Annotated in this window: 18 protein-coding genes; 11 read left to right on the top strand and 7 right to left on the bottom strand. The window is 46.6% G+C overall.

The window, feature by feature from the left end:
• Positions 1–3 precede the first annotated feature (3 nt).
• The 3 genes from KOG47_RS06185 to KOG47_RS06195 all read left to right on the top strand — a co-directional run bounded on the left by KOG47_RS06185 (position 4) and on the right by KOG47_RS06195 (position 1,780).
• Positions 4–825, top strand: a complete 822-nt coding sequence (locus KOG47_RS06185) for a YihY/virulence factor BrkB family protein (RefSeq protein WP_196430760.1) — start codon at positions 4–6, stop codon at positions 823–825.
• A gap of 79 nt (positions 826–904) precedes the next feature.
• On the top strand, positions 905–1,459 hold the full coding sequence (locus tag KOG47_RS06190) for a hypothetical protein (protein ID WP_074036974.1): 555 nt from the start codon (positions 905–907) through the stop codon (positions 1,457–1,459).
• Between the two features lie 15 nt (positions 1,460–1,474).
• Entirely contained in the window at positions 1,475–1,780 is a 306-nt protein-coding gene (locus tag KOG47_RS06195; protein ID WP_078146956.1) for a hypothetical protein, read from the top strand.
• Positions 1,781–1,829: 49 nt separating this feature from the next.
• On the opposite strand, the gene putP is transcribed toward KOG47_RS06195, so the two are convergent.
• Both putP and KOG47_RS06205 read right to left on the bottom strand, forming a co-directional pair.
• Positions 1,830–3,311, bottom strand: a complete 1,482-nt coding sequence (gene putP, locus KOG47_RS06200; protein ID WP_078146955.1) for a sodium/proline symporter PutP — start codon at positions 3,309–3,311, stop codon at positions 1,830–1,832.
• 345 nt (positions 3,312–3,656) lie between these two features.
• Complete coding sequence (locus tag KOG47_RS06205) at positions 3,657–4,628, bottom strand: D-alanyl-D-alanine carboxypeptidase family protein (protein WP_251131812.1); 972 nt, start codon at positions 4,626–4,628, stop codon at positions 3,657–3,659.
• A gap of 199 nt (positions 4,629–4,827) precedes the next feature.
• Between KOG47_RS06205 and KOG47_RS06210 the strand changes: the two genes are divergently transcribed.
• From KOG47_RS06210 to KOG47_RS06230, 5 genes are all read left to right on the top strand, one after another.
• A complete protein-coding gene (locus KOG47_RS06210; protein ID WP_215243909.1) occupies positions 4,828–6,360 on the top strand; it encodes an FAD-dependent oxidoreductase in 1,533 nt (510 codons plus the stop codon).
• Positions 6,361–6,434: 74 nt separating this feature from the next.
• On the top strand, positions 6,435–7,907 hold the full coding sequence (locus KOG47_RS06215) for a carboxypeptidase M32 (protein ID WP_215243910.1): 1,473 nt from the start codon (positions 6,435–6,437) through the stop codon (positions 7,905–7,907).
• Positions 7,904–8,611, top strand: coding sequence for a glycerophosphodiester phosphodiesterase (locus KOG47_RS06220; RefSeq protein WP_215243911.1), 708 nt, complete (start codon positions 7,904–7,906; stop codon positions 8,609–8,611). Before KOG47_RS06215 ends, KOG47_RS06220 begins: the two co-directional genes overlap by 4 nt.
• A 249-nt stretch (positions 8,612–8,860) precedes the next feature.
• Complete coding sequence (locus KOG47_RS06225; RefSeq protein ID WP_012726359.1) at positions 8,861–9,658, top strand: DUF4397 domain-containing protein; 798 nt, start codon at positions 8,861–8,863, stop codon at positions 9,656–9,658.
• On the top strand, positions 9,603–10,247 hold the full coding sequence (locus KOG47_RS06230) for a class F sortase (protein ID WP_251131813.1): 645 nt from the start codon (positions 9,603–9,605) through the stop codon (positions 10,245–10,247). Before KOG47_RS06225 ends, KOG47_RS06230 begins: the two co-directional genes overlap by 56 nt.
• An 87-nt stretch (positions 10,248–10,334) precedes the next feature.
• On the opposite strand, the gene KOG47_RS06235 is transcribed toward KOG47_RS06230, so the two are convergent.
• Together KOG47_RS06235 and KOG47_RS06240 are read right to left on the bottom strand one after the other, a co-directional pair.
• Entirely contained in the window at positions 10,335–10,772 is a 438-nt protein-coding gene (locus tag KOG47_RS06235; RefSeq protein WP_012726357.1) for a MarR family winged helix-turn-helix transcriptional regulator, read from the bottom strand.
• An 88-nt stretch (positions 10,773–10,860) separates the two neighbouring features.
• Entirely contained in the window at positions 10,861–11,919 is a 1,059-nt protein-coding gene (locus tag KOG47_RS06240) for a GTP pyrophosphokinase (RefSeq protein WP_240499823.1), read from the bottom strand.
• Positions 11,920–12,015: 96 nt separating this feature from the next.
• Here KOG47_RS06240 and KOG47_RS06245 point away from each other — a divergent pair, with 96 nt between their 5' ends.
• Both KOG47_RS06245 and KOG47_RS06250 read left to right on the top strand, forming a co-directional pair.
• Positions 12,016–12,240 carry a hypothetical protein gene (locus KOG47_RS06245; protein WP_074036982.1) on the top strand — a complete coding sequence of 75 codons (225 nt, stop codon included), beginning with the start codon at positions 12,016–12,018 and terminating at the stop codon, positions 12,238–12,240.
• A gap of 79 nt (positions 12,241–12,319) precedes the next feature.
• Entirely contained in the window at positions 12,320–12,640 is a 321-nt protein-coding gene (locus tag KOG47_RS06250) for a YflT domain-containing protein (RefSeq protein WP_031423645.1), read from the top strand.
• A 29-nt stretch (positions 12,641–12,669) separates the two neighbouring features.
• On the opposite strand, the gene KOG47_RS06255 is transcribed toward KOG47_RS06250, so the two are convergent.
• The gene (locus tag KOG47_RS06255; protein WP_047795293.1) at positions 12,670–13,707 is read right to left on the bottom strand and encodes an SDR family NAD(P)-dependent oxidoreductase; all 1,038 of its coding nucleotides are present in this window, start codon (positions 13,705–13,707) and stop codon (positions 12,670–12,672) included.
• Positions 13,708–13,896: 189 nt separating this feature from the next.
• Here KOG47_RS06255 and KOG47_RS06260 point away from each other — a divergent pair, with 189 nt between their 5' ends.
• Positions 13,897–15,192, top strand: coding sequence for a glutamine synthetase family protein (locus KOG47_RS06260; RefSeq protein ID WP_047795294.1), 1,296 nt, complete (start codon positions 13,897–13,899; stop codon positions 15,190–15,192).
• A gap of 41 nt (positions 15,193–15,233) precedes the next feature.
• On the opposite strand, the gene KOG47_RS06265 is transcribed toward KOG47_RS06260, so the two are convergent.
• Entirely contained in the window at positions 15,234–16,727 is a 1,494-nt protein-coding gene (locus KOG47_RS06265; RefSeq protein WP_047795295.1) for a peptide MFS transporter, read from the bottom strand.
• Positions 16,728–16,870: 143 nt separating this feature from the next.
• Positions 16,871–18,115 carry an MDR family MFS transporter gene (locus tag KOG47_RS06270; RefSeq protein WP_215243912.1) on the bottom strand — a complete coding sequence of 415 codons (1,245 nt, stop codon included), beginning with the start codon at positions 18,113–18,115 and terminating at the stop codon, positions 16,871–16,873.
• Positions 18,116–18,121 lie beyond the last annotated feature (6 nt).

Genomic DNA, 18,121 nt, shown 5'->3' on the forward strand with positions numbered 1-18,121 from the left:
TCGATGAAACAAGTATTTTTGACAATCGTCAAGCGATTTTTTACAGAACGTTTTTTTGATCAAGCGGCCATGTTAGCCTATTATTTCATTTTATCTACGTTCCCGTTCTTATTATTCGTATTAGGTATTGTTGGATTTTTACCGTTTACGAGTGGCGATGTGATTCAAGCGTTATCACTCATCATGCCTGAAGCCAGTTACAAGCTATTAGAAGGGAACATTGAAGCCGTATTCGACAACTCCAAATTGAAATTGGCATCATTCAGTATCTTACCAGCACTCTGGATCTCATCGATGGCCGTACAATCTCTCGTGCGGGCATTGAACGATGCCTACCGGGCTGTTCGTAATAAAGCCTTTTGGAGGGGCGTCTTACAGGATATCGCCATCACCTTGGCGCTCATGTTTGTGTTGCCATTTTCATTGCTCGTCCCTGTGATTGAGACGGCACTTCGAGAAATCTCTTCATACGTGTTGTTCATCGATGAGATTGTCACGACATATGCGCAGATTTGGTTTTACTTCAGATGGATCATCGGAACAGGTCTTCTATTCACTGTATTCGTATTTGTATATAAGTGGTTGCCAAGTGTGTCCGGAACATTTAAAAATAGTTGGGCCGGAGCCGCTTTTGCAACAGTAGGGATTCTGCTTGTCTCGAACGTGTTTAGTTACTATTCACAATTCGCAAACTACGAGCAGTTTTATGGTCAACTCGGTGCGTTCATCGTCTTATTGATCTGGTTCTATCTCGCTGCCTCTGTCATCTTGCTTGGTGGGCTGTTGAATGCGACGTTAATCGAGAGGAAAGAAAAACTTCGTTAGACGTGTAATTGCTAGTTATCATTCGAAAGAATAGGGAATGGTATCGTAAGGTCACATCATCAAAGCGGAGGTGGGAAACATGGATATGCAACGGCTCGTACACAATCGTCGTTTCATCGATCAATCATTGTTTTACCTCGCCTTACATCTATGGAAATGGATCCTACTGTTACCTGTCTTGTTCTATTTGGACGTATCGTTCCGACATTCGCCATTCTCTGAGTACTTGATTGTCAGTATCATCTTGTATCTCATGTTTCGTGTGATTCAATATGTGATAGCTAGCCGAGCTTCTCTCATGGAATTAGTAGAGTTCGCGTATGGGGTGCTATCACTTGTTCTCGTCTTCTCGTTCATGATGGAAATCGGCGCGCCACCGATCGCTGTCGCAATAGTTGGAGCTGCATACTTGAGCCATCCGATGCTTTCTCTACATCACTATCAAAACTTTTCAGAGCGCAAATGGTTGAACAAACAGTTTCAATTATTTAGCCCGATGCTTCGCCAGGGTGAGGTACCGGTTCATGTCCTCGTGTTGACGGAAGATGAAATTGTGATTACTGTAGAAAGTGGAAAAGAGTTTACGTACCGTCATATTTACTGGGGCGGTTTTTATGTAGAAAATCCTTCCTAAAAGGTGGTTACTCAGTTGTTTAGTGGATTTGATAATGTGATTGTCATCGTATTCTGGATTGCAACATTCATTGCTTTCTTTAAAGGCGCCTATGATATGTGGCGTGAATACCGAACGTCGAAAGAAAAATCAGTATTGTACTTTTTAATCGTATTGATTCTCACATGGTTTTGGTTCAATCCATACGAATTGGTCGCATTGCATCCCTTCGTACTAATGGCGTACTATTGGAACCGAAATCGGTGGATGCGAAACGCAATGTTCGTGTTGGTTCTCGTACCGTTTGTGATTCGTGTCTGGTTAATCGCAGCATCGATGTAAAACAAAAAACTCGGTCCCTTTATAGGGAACCGAGTTTTTGTGTGAATCGTTACTCTTTCTTCGCAGCTGCCAATTCAGCTTCCATTTCACCGAATTCACGGTTGATACGTTTTTGTTCTTTCTGGCTAGTAAAGTTACTGACAAGCACGATTGCCAACATACTCAAGAAGAAGCCAGGTACCATTTCATAAAGGACTGTCGAAAGTCCAGTGACGATCCAGAGAATGACGGTAATGGCACCGACGAGGATACCAGCGAGGGCACCTTGACGCGTCATCTTGCTCCAGTAAAGTGACAAGAGGATTGCTGGTCCAAATGCAGAACCGAATCCAGCCCATGCATATCCGACGAGTGTGAGGATTGTACTTGATGGGTTGAGTGACATGAGCGTCGCTACAACTCCTACTAGCAAGACACCAACACGTCCGGCAAGGACCATCGTCTTCTCACTTGCATCTTTGTTGAAGAATTTACGATAGAAGTCTTCTGTCAATGCAGATGATGTGACGAGCAATTGCGACGATACCGTCGACATGACCGCAGCAAGGATGGCTGCCAATAAGAAACCAGTGATGAACGGGTGGAACAAGACTTCAGAGAATTGAATGAAGACTGTTTCCGGGTCCCCGAGTGGATTTCCTTGTCCTCGGAAATAAGCGATTCCGACGAACCCTGTCATGACGGCACCGATGATAGATACTGTCATCCAGCTCATCCCGATACGACGAGCCGTTTTCAATGATTTCACATCACGGATTGCCATAAAGCGAACAATGATGTGTGGCTGACCGAAGTAACCAAGTCCCCAAGCGAGGAGACCGATAATCCCGAGTGTCGTCGTCCCTTTAAAGAGGTCGAACAAATCGGCATTGATTGTCGTTGCAGAGTTGACAGCAGTGTCTACTCCACCGATATCTGTTAAAGCGACGAATGGTACGAGCACGAGCGCCAAGAACATGATGACACCTTGTGCGAAGTCCGTCCAACTAACTGCCGTGAATCCACCGAAGAGGGTGTATAAGATGACGACACTAATTGTGACAATGACACCTGTCTGATAATTTAATCCGAATGAGCTTTCAAACAACTTCCCGCCGGATACAAGTCCAGCTGACGTGTAGAACGTGAAGAAGATGATGATGACGGATGCAGAAAGGATCCGTAGCCAGTTCGAGTGATCTCGGAACCGATTCTCTAAGAAGTCTGGAATCGTAATCGAATCGTTCGCCATCTCTGTGAAGACGCGAAGTCGTGGAGCAACTAACAAGTAGTTCAAGTAAGCTCCGATGACCAATCCAACGGCTAACCAAATTGCTGATAGTCCAGTTGCATACATTGCACCCGGTAGTCCCATTAACATCCAACCACTCATATCCGAAGCTCCGGCTGACATGGCTGTAACGCCTGGCCCCATTTTACGGCCACCTAACATATAATCTGATGAATCGGTCGTTCGTTTATATGCAACGTATCCGATAAGAAGCATCATCACGAGATAAAGCGCGATTGATACCCATTCTTGCCATAGCATTGAATTACCTCCTATTAAGTTAAAAGATCTATTTAATCAACTCGTTCGCGATTGTGTGAAGACATCACACAGTTAAAAACAAAAGTTGAAAATGCGAACTTGTGCTTTACCTTACAGAACCTTTGAAATGATTGCAAACTGACACTTTTTCATAAAAATAGCTCTAAAGCCCATTATACCAACGGATGAAGGCTAAAATTTTCAGATAAAAAGTTTAAATATTCTGAATATTTGAAATGCTAAGGACTTTCCTGTGTAACATGAATGTAATATTTATGGGAAAATTTTCAGAAAACATATTTATAATCATAAGAAAAAGAGCATCTTTGAATGCTCTTTACTTCTTTATTTGAATGCTTTTTCTTCAACGAGTCGCATCGTCGGGAATGTTTGTCCAGACTTCGCCTGCATCGTAACCAAGATATAAGTTTCGCTATTATGTTTCATGATGAATACCATGGTATATCCGGATTCGTCCGTATAACCCGTCTTCGTGGCGGTCACAAACTTGGAGTAGTTGACACTTCGTTCATTAACCGATGAACCGAGGTGATACCACCAACGACGTTTGCCGTTACCGTCTTTATCTTTAAATTCGGCTTTAAATTCATAAGTCCCGGCAATTTCAATCAACTCCGGGTATGTACTGAATGCGAAGGCGATTTTAGCCATGTCGTTCGCCGTCGTATAATGATTCGGATCCGAGTAGCCATGCGCATTTACGAAATGCGTTCCAGTCAATCCTAAAACCTTTGCTCGATCATTCATCAATTGAACGAAGGCCTCGGTCGACCCGCTCGTGTATTCCGCAAGGCTGTTCGCAGCATCGTTTCCGGATTCAAGTAGCGTGGCGTAAAGTGCTTGACGAACTGTCAATGTATCCCCGATGGCAAGATGCGCGATATGGCTGTCCCATGGAATATCGAGTGTCGACTGTTGAATCGTAATGATTGGTTGGTCGAGTTCATTCGCTGCAGATGCCTTCTCATAAGCAAGCAGTGCCGTCATCAATTTAGTCGTACTGGCTGGAAACACACGATCATTGGCGTTTTTATCGATCAATATCTCTTGTTTGGTCACGTTGACGAAAGTTAGTGCGCCAACCGAGATTTCCTCATCCGAAATCATCTTCGTCTCACTCGGACTCCATGAACCCATGTCGATATCCGGGAAAAGCGGACCTGTATTCATCGGTTCAGCTTTTGGTGTGGACGCTTCTGCTAATGTCGGTGCTTCTTTATCTTGTTTAAATCCGACCAACGTCGGGATCAGTGCGATGATTCCGAGTAAAACGACCGCGGCAATCATTCTTCGCATGATGTACGTTCTTCTTCGGTGTCTCCTTCTACGGGTCAACAAAAGTCCCTCCTTTTTTGGTTACTCTATAAACATAATAGAAAACGCTCTTTTTTTTCGCTAATAAAATAAAGAACTAGGTCAATGATTGATCGGCGATGAAAGAACTGCGTTTCGGGTATAAGGGTAAAGATGTCACTTTTAGAGAGGAGGATGCATCATGCATCGTTATCCGTTCACGAACTCCATTTGGCGTCAACATGATACTGGGACGCCGTACCCATCCCTTTCCGTTTCGGAATCGACCGAAGTCGTCGTCATCGGGGCAGGGATTGCGGGACTCGTCTGCGCCTATGAACTCCAAAAGCGAGGGAAACAAGTGACGCTTCTAGAAGCGTTAGAGATTGGACATGGGACGACGGGACATACGACGGCAAAATGTTCCGTTCAACATGGGACGATTTATCAAAAGTTGATTCGTCATTTTGATGAGTCCATCGCTCGTTTATATTACGAGTTCAACTCAGAAGCGCTCATCTATCTAAAAAAACAAATTGAAGAAGGGTTTGACTGCGATTACGCGAATGAACAATCGTTTCTTTACTCTAGGGAACCGAACGAAGAACTTACTAAAGAACTGGATGCGTATCGTCGTTTGAAGATTGACGGAGGAGAAGCGACGGAAGAAGTGAGAAAGGCTCTCCCGTTCTCGATCGAGCAGGCGTTGGTGATCCATGACCAAGCTCAATTCCATCCCGTGAAATACTTACGTGAATTAGCGGAACGTTTTGTTCGTCTCGGAGGAAAGATTTATGAAAATTCTAGAGCGACGGAAGTGAGTCAGGGACCACGTCCAGTAGTCACTACATCTAACGGTAGAAGGGTACAGGGAAATCAAGTCGTGATTGCGACCCACTATCCATTCAATGACCTGCGCGGGTTGTACGTGTCGAAGTTTTCAATCGAAAGATCGTATATCGTTGCCTGTGAAGTGGAAAGTCGACCACTCAGAGGGATGTATTTAGAGGTTGGACAGCAAAATCGCTCGTTTCGATCCTATAGTGAAAACGGAAAAAGCTATTTACTAGTTGGAGGTGAGGGGCATACCGCTGGGCAAGTCACAGATACGCGTCTACGATATGATCGATTGGAGAATGACGCACAGGCACATTTTGGAACGCATCGGGCATCTCATAGGTGGTCGTCCCAAGATCTTATCACCTTAGATGGACTTCCTTACGTAGGGCAAATGTTCAAGAGAGAACCAGATCTCTTTGTGGCGACTGGATTTTCGAAATGGGGGATGACGAACGGAATCGCTGCCGGCACCTTGCTCGCGGACCAACTCACAGGTCATGCGAACCAATTCGTTGAGCTGGTCTCACCGCTCCGTCAAACGGTTAAACCTAGTGATATCAGTGCATTTCTCAAAACAAACTTAGATACTGCCGCTCAATTCACGAAAGGGACAGTAAATCGGATGCTTGAACGAAAAGATGTACAAGACCTGCAGCTAGACGAGGGAGGAATCGTGCAAGTTGATGGGAAGACCAAGGGCGTCTATCGAGATTTGGATAACCAGTGCCATGTCGTCAACCTGACCTGTACGCACCTCGGTTGTACAGTGAAATGGAACAATGCCGAGCGGTCATGGGATTGTCCATGCCACGGTTCTCGTTTCGATGCAAAAGGGGCTGTATTAGAGGGTCCTGCCACAAAACCACTTTCCTACAGTAAGCGAGAAGATTTGTAAACTGGTGTAGGCAAAGGTTGACAGCTATAATAAAGTAGAAAGAGAACAGAATAACACATAGGGGTGAAAGACAGATGGAAGTAACAAAAGAATGGCGTGAACATTTTAAACAACTGCGTGCCTTCGATGAAGCAATCTCTCTCTTATATTGGGACATGCGTACACAAATGCCTGAACAGTCGGCACCGCTCCGGGCAGAGACAATCGGTTATTTGTCGACCGAGGCATTCAAACGACAGACGAGCGAGTCGTTCGCTTCATTGCTGGAACGGATGGCGGATGAAGAGGGTCTATCTGACATTGAAGCGCGTTCACTTGAAGTCGCGAAGACGCAATACGAACGGAATGCCAAGATTCCGCATGATGAGTATCAAGCTTACGTAACGCTCGTCTCAGAAGCTGAGACGGCGTGGGAAAAAGCGAAAGATCAGGATGATTGGGACGCGTTCGCTCCATACCTTAATAAGATTATCGGATTCCAGCAAAAATTTGCGGAATATTTCGGTTATGAGAAACATCCGTACGATGCATTGCTCTATGATTTCGAACCGGGCATGACGGTCGAGCTCTTAGACGAATTGTTCGCCTCGCTCCGAGACGAACTCGTTCCTCTTATTCAGCAGCTCCCAAAAGAATCACTCTCTATGGACTGGTCGATGCCGGCGGATGTTCAAGAAGCCATTTGTCATGACTGGATGAATGTCGTCGCATACGATTTATCACGTGGTCGATTGGATGCGACAGTACATCCGTTCGAAATCACCATCAACCGCCGCGACGTCCGGATTACGACGAAGTATGATGAAGCAGATTTCAGAAATGCACTGTTCGGTACGATGCATGAAGCGGGGCACGCGACGTATGAACAACAAATCGACCCGATGCTCGATGAACTCGGACTAGGTGGCGGTGCGTCGATGGGGATTCATGAGTCCCAGTCGCTCTTCTTTGAGAACTTTATCGGACGAAGCGAAGCGTTCTTGCGTCGCGTCTATCCGAAACTACAATCGCTTCATCCGGTATACGGTGCAATCGACTTCGACACTTTCTATCGAGGTGTGAATGAAGCGAAACCATCTCTTATTCGGATCGAGGCTGACGAATTGACATACAGTCTACACATCATCATCCGCTATGAGCTCGAGAAGGCACTCATCCAAGGGACGTTGTCCGTCGATGAGCTTCCTGCAGCATGGAATGAAAAGTATAAAGAATATCTCGGACTCGATGTTCCGTCAAATGCTAAAGGAGTCCTTCAAGACGTCCATTGGGCAGGCGGTTCATTCGGATACTTCCCGAGCTATGCCCTGGGGTTAATTTATGCGGCCCAGTTGACGGAAACGTTGAAATCAGCCCTTCCGGAATTTGAGACGTTGATTGCAGAAGGCGAAATCGAACCAATCAAAGCGTGGCTACAGGAGAACGTTCATCAATATGGAAAACGTCTCACACCGAACGAACTCATTCAACAAGTGACAGGTCAAGCCATTTCGGTCCAACCACTCGTTCGATATTTGACCAAAAAATATCAGACAGTTGCCAAATGAAACGATTTGCACATCGTGGCGTGATGGCACATCGACCGGAGAATACGATGTCGGCATTCAAGCTCGCACTCGAGGCCGGGGCAGACGGAATCGAGACGGATGTTCACATGACAAAGGACGGTGTCCTCGTTCTCATCCATGACGAGACGCTCGAGCGGACGACTGACGGAAGAGGACAAGTTTCACTCTATACCTATGATGAGCTCAGACAGTTTAATGCTGGAGTACGTCATGGTCTAGAAGAACACATCCCTACGCTCGAGGAGCTGTTCGACCTTGTGAATGAGGAATCGGTCATTTTGAACTTAGAGGTGAAGACGGATGTCCTACGATATGAAGGAATTGAATCTCGCATCATCGATACGATCGAGTCCGCCGGGATTCATGCGTCCCGCATCCTCTTTTCCTCATTCAATCACGAAACCATTCACCGATTGAAACAGATGCGACCGGATATCGAGGCGGCTATTCTGCTTGCACAGCCGCTTTATGACATTTCAGGATATCTTCGATTAGTCGGAGCGGATTCGGTCCATCCGCACATCGATCGCATCACAGACGAAGAAGTACGCTCCTTGCAACATCGAGGGATTCCAATCAGACCATATACGATTAAAACACAACACCAACTGGAGCGTTGTTTAGCGCTTCAAGTCGATGCCGTCTTTGTCAATGATATCGAATGGGCAAACAAAACCACTTAGTCGCAGACTGAGTGGTTTTATATTTGGGTGGAAGGGAACTACATTTTATGTAAAGGTAGCGCTTTCGTCCGTTAGCATATTGGAGCACATTCAGGGCATAGTGTCCCCTTTACGTCATTGTCGGATTGTCTTAAGTTTAAGATGTCACCGAGCTACATAGCAATCAGATGTAGCACACCATGTAGCACTGCATCACATTTGTTGTATGCACGTCGTGGGTTACCAAAGATCAAAAGGAGGAAATTTCACATGAAGAAGTTGATGTCTTTACTGGGTACTCTAGCACTGGCTTTCGCTTTCGTCTTACCGGTTAGCGCGGATGGACATGAAAACGCGATGGTCCGTGTGCTACATGCTTCACCTGATGCACCGGCAGTTGACGTGTACGTGGATGGGGAAGTCGCGGTCGAGGGAGCAGAATTCAAGGATCTCACAGACTACTTGACACTTCCTGCAGGGGATTACAACGTTGAAATCAAGCCGGCAGGTGACGCTGAAACAGTCGTCGTCGCAGCAGACCTTTCAATCGAGGCAGGCAAGTTCTATACAGCCGCTGCGATCGGTCAACTTGAAAACATCGAAATCGCTGCAATGGAAGACGATGCAAACTTTGAAGATGGTAAATCGAAAGTTCGTGTCGCTCACTTCGCACCAGATGCACCAGCGGTTGATGTCGCACCTAAAGGTGGCGACCCACTCTTCTCAAACCTCGAGTTCAAAGCAGTAAGTGATTACGGCACACTCGATGCTGGAACGTATGACCTTGAAGTCCGCCCGGCTGGAGCGACTGACGTCGTCAAAGCACTTGACGGTGTCGCACTCGAAGGTGGCAAAAACTATACAGCATTCGCAATCGGACTCCTTGAAGGAGAACCAGCGTTTGAAGTCCTTCTCGCCGCTGATGGTGGGGAAATGGCGATGGCTCCTGAAACAGGACAAGGTGGTCTTGCTCAAACAGCTTCAATGAACTGGTTGCTCGCGGCAGCAGTGGTTGGAGCGGCAGCAGCTGGATTCTACGTCTTTCGTCGTCAGAAGCAAGACGCTTAAACTGATTTTCTTAGGAACAATCACATTTCTCGTATGGGGCGCTCAAGCGGAAGCTCCTGACAAACCGTTCGTGATGCCAACGGCTGAATTTGCCGAACCACAGGTATTGACCTCGAAGCAGGTCGATCGTCAAACGTTTCATTCGAACAGTTTCGTCCCTGCCCGGCTGGTCATACCTTCAATCGATGTTGATACATCCATTGAAGCGGTCGGCAAGGATGAGGCCGGAAGAATGGCTACACCGTCTGACGTGAGTCATGTCGGTTGGTATCAATATGGAGCCAAAGCAGGCGCAACGGGGAATGTCGTCCTATCAGGTCATCTCGATGACCTGAATGGTCCAGCTATCTTTGCGAATCTGGATCAACTTCCGATCGGAGAACTGGTGACGCTCCAACGGAAAGACCAAGTCGCAACGTATGAAGTGGTCAGTGTGAAACAGTATCGCCTCGACCAAGTGCCGCTCGCCTCCATTTTTGCGGCGACTCAGTCGAAACGAATTCAATTGATCACTTGTGCAGGACCGTATGACGAGAACCTTGGGTATCGGGACCGGATCGTGGTCACGGCACACTTGATTGAAACGTAAAGATGAAGAGATGCTGACCGATGGGTCGCATCTCTTTTTTTCGCAAAAAATAGCCCTTCACCGTAAAGGTGAAGGGCTATAGTCGGATTAAGCATCCATACGATCTAATAATTTTGAAAGTAAAATAAGTTCGTCATCTGAAAAATCAGTGAAGACATCCATCAAATATTCAATCTTCATGCTCTCTAATGTCTCAAACAACTCACGACCTTCATCCGTTGCCTGAAGTTCAACGACACGGCGGTCACGCTCGCTGCGTTCGCGAGAAATCAACCCTTTTTTCGTCAACTCATCGGCAAGCGCAGTGATCATCGAAGCTGAAAATTGAAACTCATTTGACAGAGCAGAGGCGATTTGAGGACTCTGTTGACAAAGAGAACGTAGAATGAAGAATTCATTGCGGGTTAAATACTGTGAGAACATCGAACGGAGATTTTTTTTCACTCCACGATAGTTCATCCGGATTCCACGTTCAGCGTCTGCGACGAGCTGTCGACGTGAAGCGGTCTGTACGGGTGTTGTCATCCTCGAAACTACCTCCTAGCGATAATATTATTCATATATACTTCAGAACATAGAAACATTCTACATTAAAAACATGTTGTCTGTAAAGTTATAGGGGCTCGTCTTTTGCTCGAATTTGCTGAATGATGTCTTCATAATGTTTCAAGTCAGGATAGAACCGTCTAAAGAAAAATTCAATCTGCGGATCGTCGCCTTCCGCTAACAGTTTAGCGAGAACGGCATAGACGACACCCATGCCTTGTCTCGGTAACAGAGAAGATGGCAACAAGGTTGCGCATTGGACGGCTTGAGTATAGTAAGTCGAAAGTGTGTCATTCAAATCTTTAAACGTACGGATATCGGCGTAATGGAACATTCTCGTCAACTCGACGATGGCAGAGAGATCCGTCTCGAGTAGCCATTCGCTCTGGAAGATCGCGTTGTCTAGTTTCTCGACCGTTTGATCATTCGCAATATAATAGTTGAGATTATCTCGGGTAATGGCCACTTTTTCAGGAGAGTCAAGAATTTGTTCGACTGTCTCTTGTTCGAATGTTCGCAACTGTTTTCGAATGTTCACGAACTCGGAGTCGGCAATCTCCAATAGACCAGCGACCCGGCTGAAACTTCTTTTGATTTCAGGAGGAACGGCATTCGGATTTTTGTAACCGAGGTCGTGTTCAATCTCGGCCCAGGCGTGTTGTAGGATCGAGCGGACTTGAATTTCCGCCTCTTTTTCTGCAAAACGGCGATATTCACCGAGAGCAAGTCGCTTTTCACTTAATTCCACGACATAATGGACAGACAGATATCCGAACTCATTGGAGTCGAGCAACGTCGACTTATCGATGGACTGTTCACGGTCGATGGTGAATTCATCTTCTAAAATTTGCGCAACGGCGCGTACGTCGTCATGAAAGTATGTCACGATCCGTATCCCGGCCAAGTCTTGTACGTCACGTAAGGAACGATATTGATAAGGCTTGCGTGAGAGTTTGGCATATAGACTGTCCGCTTCTTTGGCACGGGCGACGATTGAATGGAACTGGATGCCGGCTTCTGTCAACAATTCACTGAGGAGCGCTTTCAGCTTTGTGGCAAACGCTTCATAATCTTCTTTCTCGTTCAAATATTCAAGCATGATTGTATTTAAGTCTTGTTTTGGCACAGAACTCACTCCTTTTCTCTATCCATAGTATAGCATCACACGTCAGAAACGATATGATAGCATGTATAGGGAATGAAATAGAAAGAGGTGGGATGGATGCATACATTCCGTTCAGGTGAGAGAGAGAAAGTCGAAATTATCGCTGGATTATTACAACAAGCCGGATATCGCATATCTCGTATCCACACTGTCGATTCCCAGTTCGTAGTGACCGCTCGATTAGAGGGTAGGACTCAAAGGGAAGGGGAGTACGATCGAATCGAGGGAATCGTGCAACATTTCGACATCGAAGAATGGATCACGAACGAAGAAATGGATTGATTGTATGTTTATCACCTCATTTTTCGGGAATAACAAAAACAGTGAATTATATGACTGTGAACGTTTAGGAGGATGGGGCATGTTAGAGACAAGAGTAGTGAATGATATGACGACGGTGGACCATGAAGTGAATGAGATGGTGTCAGGCGGATGTGTGAACGAGCACATCTACTTGTTCGCCAAAGATGAGGAATTGACCGTTCGATTGGCAGCAGAGGCTGGTGTACAACCATACCGAATCCCAGAGAAAGGGATGTTCGAGTCGTTGCTTTCGAAATTCACGAGCAATTCAGAAGATCGCATGGAACAGATGGAGAGTCTTGGACTCACAAAAGAGATGGTAGATTCACTCGAACGTGAAATCAAAGGCGGTAAAATCGTACTTGTTTGCGATAAATAAAAAATGGACCGGAAAAATCGGTCCATTTTTTATTTTGCTTTGTAATAGGCATTCACGATGCGACGTAACGATTGATGATCGAGACGGAGCGGAGCGAATCCGGCATCCTGAAGCAATTGTTTCGTGTTGTCGTCACGGAATCTAATGTCCCGATTCAAATACGGATTAAATACTTTTACCATATCATTGAACGACTGTTCGACTGAGCTTAGTGTCGATGTGGGCGTTTCCGTGATCGTTAAATGCGGGAATGATAGGGACTCTTTCATATAGTCGAGCATTGTTTCATTTTTTGGAGGTGCATCGTTCGTCACGTTATAGATTGTACCCGCCTTCGCGTGCTCGATGGCAGCGAGTAGTACATCCGCTACATAATCGACAGGGACAAGGTTAGAAGTGCCCGTCGCAGAGCCGATCAATCGAATCGATTCGAAGTCATGGCCACGACGTTCCAGTTTCCGTTTGAACAGCTCGAGCGCGCGCATATATCCGTACATCGTAAATTTTGAGTCAGCCTCTCCTGTTTTCGAGTCTCCGACGATGATGGCCGGTCGGAAGATTGAGACGTCAAGCTCATCCCGTGACTCCCAGACCGCCTGCTCGGCGTATGCCTTGCTCTCTTCATAAGGATTTAAAAAAGACTGAGACACACCGTACAGTGTTTCCCCGCCAACTTCTTTAGCGCCGAGCGTGTAAGCCGTACTCACATGGAAAAAGCGATGGCAGTCAATTAACTTAGTTAATCGAAGGGCCTCTTTCGTTCCGGTTAAATTGGTCTCGAACAATTCATCACGTAATTCTTCATCGAATTTGACGAGTGCAGCCATGTGTAGAAATAAATCAATTTTCCCTTTATGTGTCTCGATGAACTCTTCATTGGCCCCGAGCGCATGTGACGTCAAGTCGCCTGGTAACACTTCAATCGACTTTTGTTCTTCAGCGGTGAATTGTGCCTGTACCTTATCCGGTGTTCGCGCCAACATACAGACGCGATGCCCCCGTTGAATCAATTCTTTGGCGAGTCGCCCTCCTAAAAATCCGGTTCCACCAGTCATAAAAATATACAATCGCGTTCTCCCTCTCTGTGACATTCTTTACCCATCATATCAACTCTTGTCGCACGTAGCCACTTTGCCTTTCCTGAAATTCCATGTTTAGAAAAAATCGAACTCGGTTATGAACTATAGAGAAGCGTACGAACGGTGCGTAAAGACAGCTTGCCTGTCAAATCCATTGAAGTGAGGTTTTAACGAATCATGGCAAATCTATTCGGAACAGACAAGGATGACGCAAAAAAGAAGCAACAAGATATTGAGAAAACGGTACAAGAGAAAAACATCACCCAAATCCATCTATATTTCTCAGATGTTCTCGGTGATTTAAAACTCTTGACGCTTTCGGCAAAATTGTTGCCTGAAGTCTTTGAGGGAAAAACGATGTTTGACGGTTCTTCAATCAACGGGTTCTCTTCCATCAAAAACTCAGACTTATTCTTGAGACCGGATTTAGATCGTCCACGGTATGAGCAAGACGGCGAGGAAAATATTTTGGCATTCTTCTGTGACGTATGTACTCCGGAGGGAGAGCGATATGAATACGACCCACGTAATGTATTGAAGGATGCACTCGAACGTGCAGCACGTGATGGCTACTCGGTATTCGTCGGGGCAGAGCCAGAATTCTTCATCTTTGACGAGAACGGGGAATTTTATGACGAGGCCGGATATTTCTCGACACGTTCAGAGGATAAAGGATATGAAGTGCGACAGCACATCGCAAACCGTCTCAGCGGTGTCGGGTTCAACATTGAGGCAGTGCACCATGAGGTCGCCCCTGCGCAACATGAAATCGGCATCAAGTATGATGACGCACTCCATACAGCGGATAACATTCAGTTCTTCAAAGAAATCGTCAAGATTGCGGCGAAGGAGAAAGGGGCATCGGTCTCCTTCTTGCCGAAACCGTTGCGTGATGTGAACGGTTCTGGAATGCACTTGAACATCTCTGTCTGGAAGAATGATGAGTCCGGAAATCCGACGACCAACGCGTTCGACGAAGTCGATGCGGATTACGGATTGTCGAAAACGGCACGTCATTTCATCGAGGGAATCTTGAAGCATGCCCGTGCCACAGCAATCTTCACGAATCCACTACCTGAATCATACGAGCGTCTCGTTCCTGGATTCGAGGCACCTGTAAATATATGCTGGAGCCCATCGAACCGCAGTTCGATGATTCGAATTCCGGCTTCCCGTGGAAGTGCGACTCGTGTAGAGGTCCGAAACCCTGATCCGAGTGCGAACCCATATTTGGCACTTGCCGCGCTCATTTATGCCGGACTTGAAGGAATCGAGCAACAGCTCGTTCCGTCTTCTCCAAACGAGGACGACTTGTTCGAGTATTCAGCGAAGCAAATCGAGAGCCAAGGAATCGCATCGCTGCCTGCGACATTCCATGAATCGATTCAGTCACTGAAACAAGACAACTTCCATGACTACTTTAACCACAATATGATCGATCGCTACTTGTCGCTCATTCAAGTGCGAAAATAAAAATGACGCCAGCCGATTGAATCGGCTGGCGTTTTAGATGATTAATGGATACCACGCATATACACTTTGATTTTCGGTGCAAGTGCGAACAGAATCAAGCTTAAGATGATGGCGACGCCACCAATCACGCCGAAGTAGAGCATCTCGTTCTCAGGTGTGTAGAACTTGACCAGCTGTGCGTTGATCCCTTGCGCCGCAGCGTTCGATAAGAACCAGAGCGACATCGTTTGAGCGGAGAATGCAGCTGGTGCGAGTTTAGTCGTAGCCGACAACCCGACCGGTGACAAACTTAGTTCTCCGAGAACGACGATGAAATAACTTAAGACGAGCCAGAGTGGGCTGACGAGGGCATCCGGACCACTGAAGTATGCAGGGAGCAGGATGACCAAGAAACTGATCCCCGCAAACAAGATCCCGAAAGCAAACTTCGTCGGAATGCTCGGTTCGCGGTCACCAAGTCGGACCCATAACCAAGCGAAGACCGGCGCCAGTAAGATGATGAACAGTGGGTTCAGTGATTGGAACCATGCTGGTGACAACGTGAATCCAAAGAACTCTAAGTCAGTCCGTGTATCAGCATAGCTCGCCAAAATCGTTGCACCCTGCTCTTGAATCGCCCAGAACATGACGGAGGCGATGAAGAGCGGAATGTAGGCGATGATTCGCGAGCGCTCGACCTCAGTCGTTTTCGGACTGCGATACATGATGATGAAGTAAATCGTCGGGATCGCAATACCGAACACCCCGACGAGTGAGATGAACGTATTGATCGTGAACCATCCGAGTGGAATCAAAATTGCAAGCAAAATGGCAATTCCGATGGTGACAATGCTGACGATTTTTATCGTTTTCTTTTTCTCATCAGGCGTCAACGGATTCGGTACATACGAACCAGCTAAGCCGAGGTTCGTTTTTCGTGTCAATACGAAGACGACGAGTCCAACGAACATCCCGATTGCCGCGAGCGCAAAGCCCCAGTGGAATCCATAGTCTTTTTGTACTTGACCGACGATGAGTGGTGAAATGAACGCACCCAAGTTGATACCCATGTAGAAGATACTGAATCCAGCGTCACGACGGCGATCCGTCTCGCTGTACATGTCTCCGACGATACTTGATACGTTTGGTTTCAATAATCCGGTACCAATGACGATCAACGCCATCGAGATGAACAAGAAGACGACACTACCTGGAATCGAGAGGACGATGTGTCCGAGCATGATGAACACACCACCGTAGAATACCGCGCGAGACGTCCCGAAAATCCGGTCTGCAAGCCATCCCCCAATGACCCCAGACATATAAACGAGCGCGCCATAGACGGACATGATTGAGAGTGCGACGTTTCGGTCTAGACCGAGTCCTCCCTCAGAAACTTCATAGTACATATAGAATACGAGGATGGCCCGCATGCCATAGTACGAGAAACGTTCCCAAAACTCAGTGAAGAATAAAGTGAACAACCCTTTCGGTTGTCCGAAGAAGCCTTTTTGTGGAACACTGTCCACGATTGTCTGTTTATCGATCCTTTCCATGAAAGATCCCTCCTTAACCGTTTTATCATAAAAAGGATTATTATGATTGTAAAGTGAATTGAATGATAATTTCAAATTTTAATAAAGATGAAAAGAATGAAAAGACCACACTTCCGAAATCAGAGAGTGTGGTCAATGAGCGGTTAAGCCGTCTTTTGCTTTGCTTCCGTCGCTTGGACATGACGTCCGAGCTGCCAATAGATGATGCCTGATAAACAACTCGCTCCACCGATGAGGATCAAAGCGATGTGTCCGGCACGATTGTCAAAAAAGACACTTGCGATGATTGGTGCCGTGACACCGCCGATCAGCCATTGGATACTCGCTGCACCGTTATAGGCACCACGCATATTCTCCGGTGCGATCAAGGCGATGAATGTCTGCTGAACAGGGGACATGATCATCTCACCTAACGTATAAAACGCATATACGGCGAGTAAGATCCCGACGAGTGGCACGTAAGGGGTATCGAGTGCGAACAAGGCTCTAGGCACAATCGCAAGCAAGATCATACCGATACCAAATACGGTCGCTCCTACTAACATGACCTTACCGAACGGCTTGTTCCCGAGTTTTGAAGCAATCGGGAACTGGAAAAGAACTACCATGATTCCATTCAGTGCTAACAGATACGGGAATGGGTTCTGTTGTGCGGTATACGTCGGGAGCGATTCTTTTAAAAAGAGTGGTAGCATGCTCTCGACGACGGAGAATCCCATTGATATGAATATACCCGCAAAGATGAAGACGAGAAACACGCGATCGTTATAAAAGACGCGCAACACTTCCCGGTTGCTTGGAGTCTCATCTTCCGTAAACTCGGGCAACGACTCATGTATGAACGTGCCGAGCGCAATCGCATATAGTCCAAAGACGAATGCCGCCGCAAAGAAGATGAGCTCGCGGTCGATGAACAGCACCGCACTACCAAGAAGTGGACCGAATGCAGCGCCGATGTTATGTCCCATCCGTAAAAGTCCGAACGCTTCGTTCATATGCTCTGGCTCTGTGACATCGGCGACCATCGCGCTTGCGGCAGGGTGGAAGAGCGAGTTCGTCAGTCCGAGCATGGCGTTCAATAAAAGAAGCGGCCAGAACGAGTCGGCGAACGCAAATCCGATGAGGGCAAGTGCGTCCCCAATGATTGCGATCATCATGATTGGTTTTCGGCCATACAGGTCTGCTAGCCGTCCTCCGATCATCGAACCGAGGAGCGCCATGATTGGGCCAGTCGCCATGATGATTCCGACTTGAAGGTAGCTATCTAACTGGTCACTATAGTAGAGAACAAGGAATGGGGCAATCATGAACATCATAATTCCCGTAATCGTTTCCCCTAAAAAACGAATCCAAATGTTGCGGTCGAGCCGCTTGAGTGATTGAAACATACAGGT

Source organism: Exiguobacterium sp. s121 (assembly GCF_018617245.1).
GTDB classification, from domain to species: Bacteria; Bacillota; Bacilli; order Exiguobacteriales; family Exiguobacteriaceae; genus Exiguobacterium; species Exiguobacterium profundum.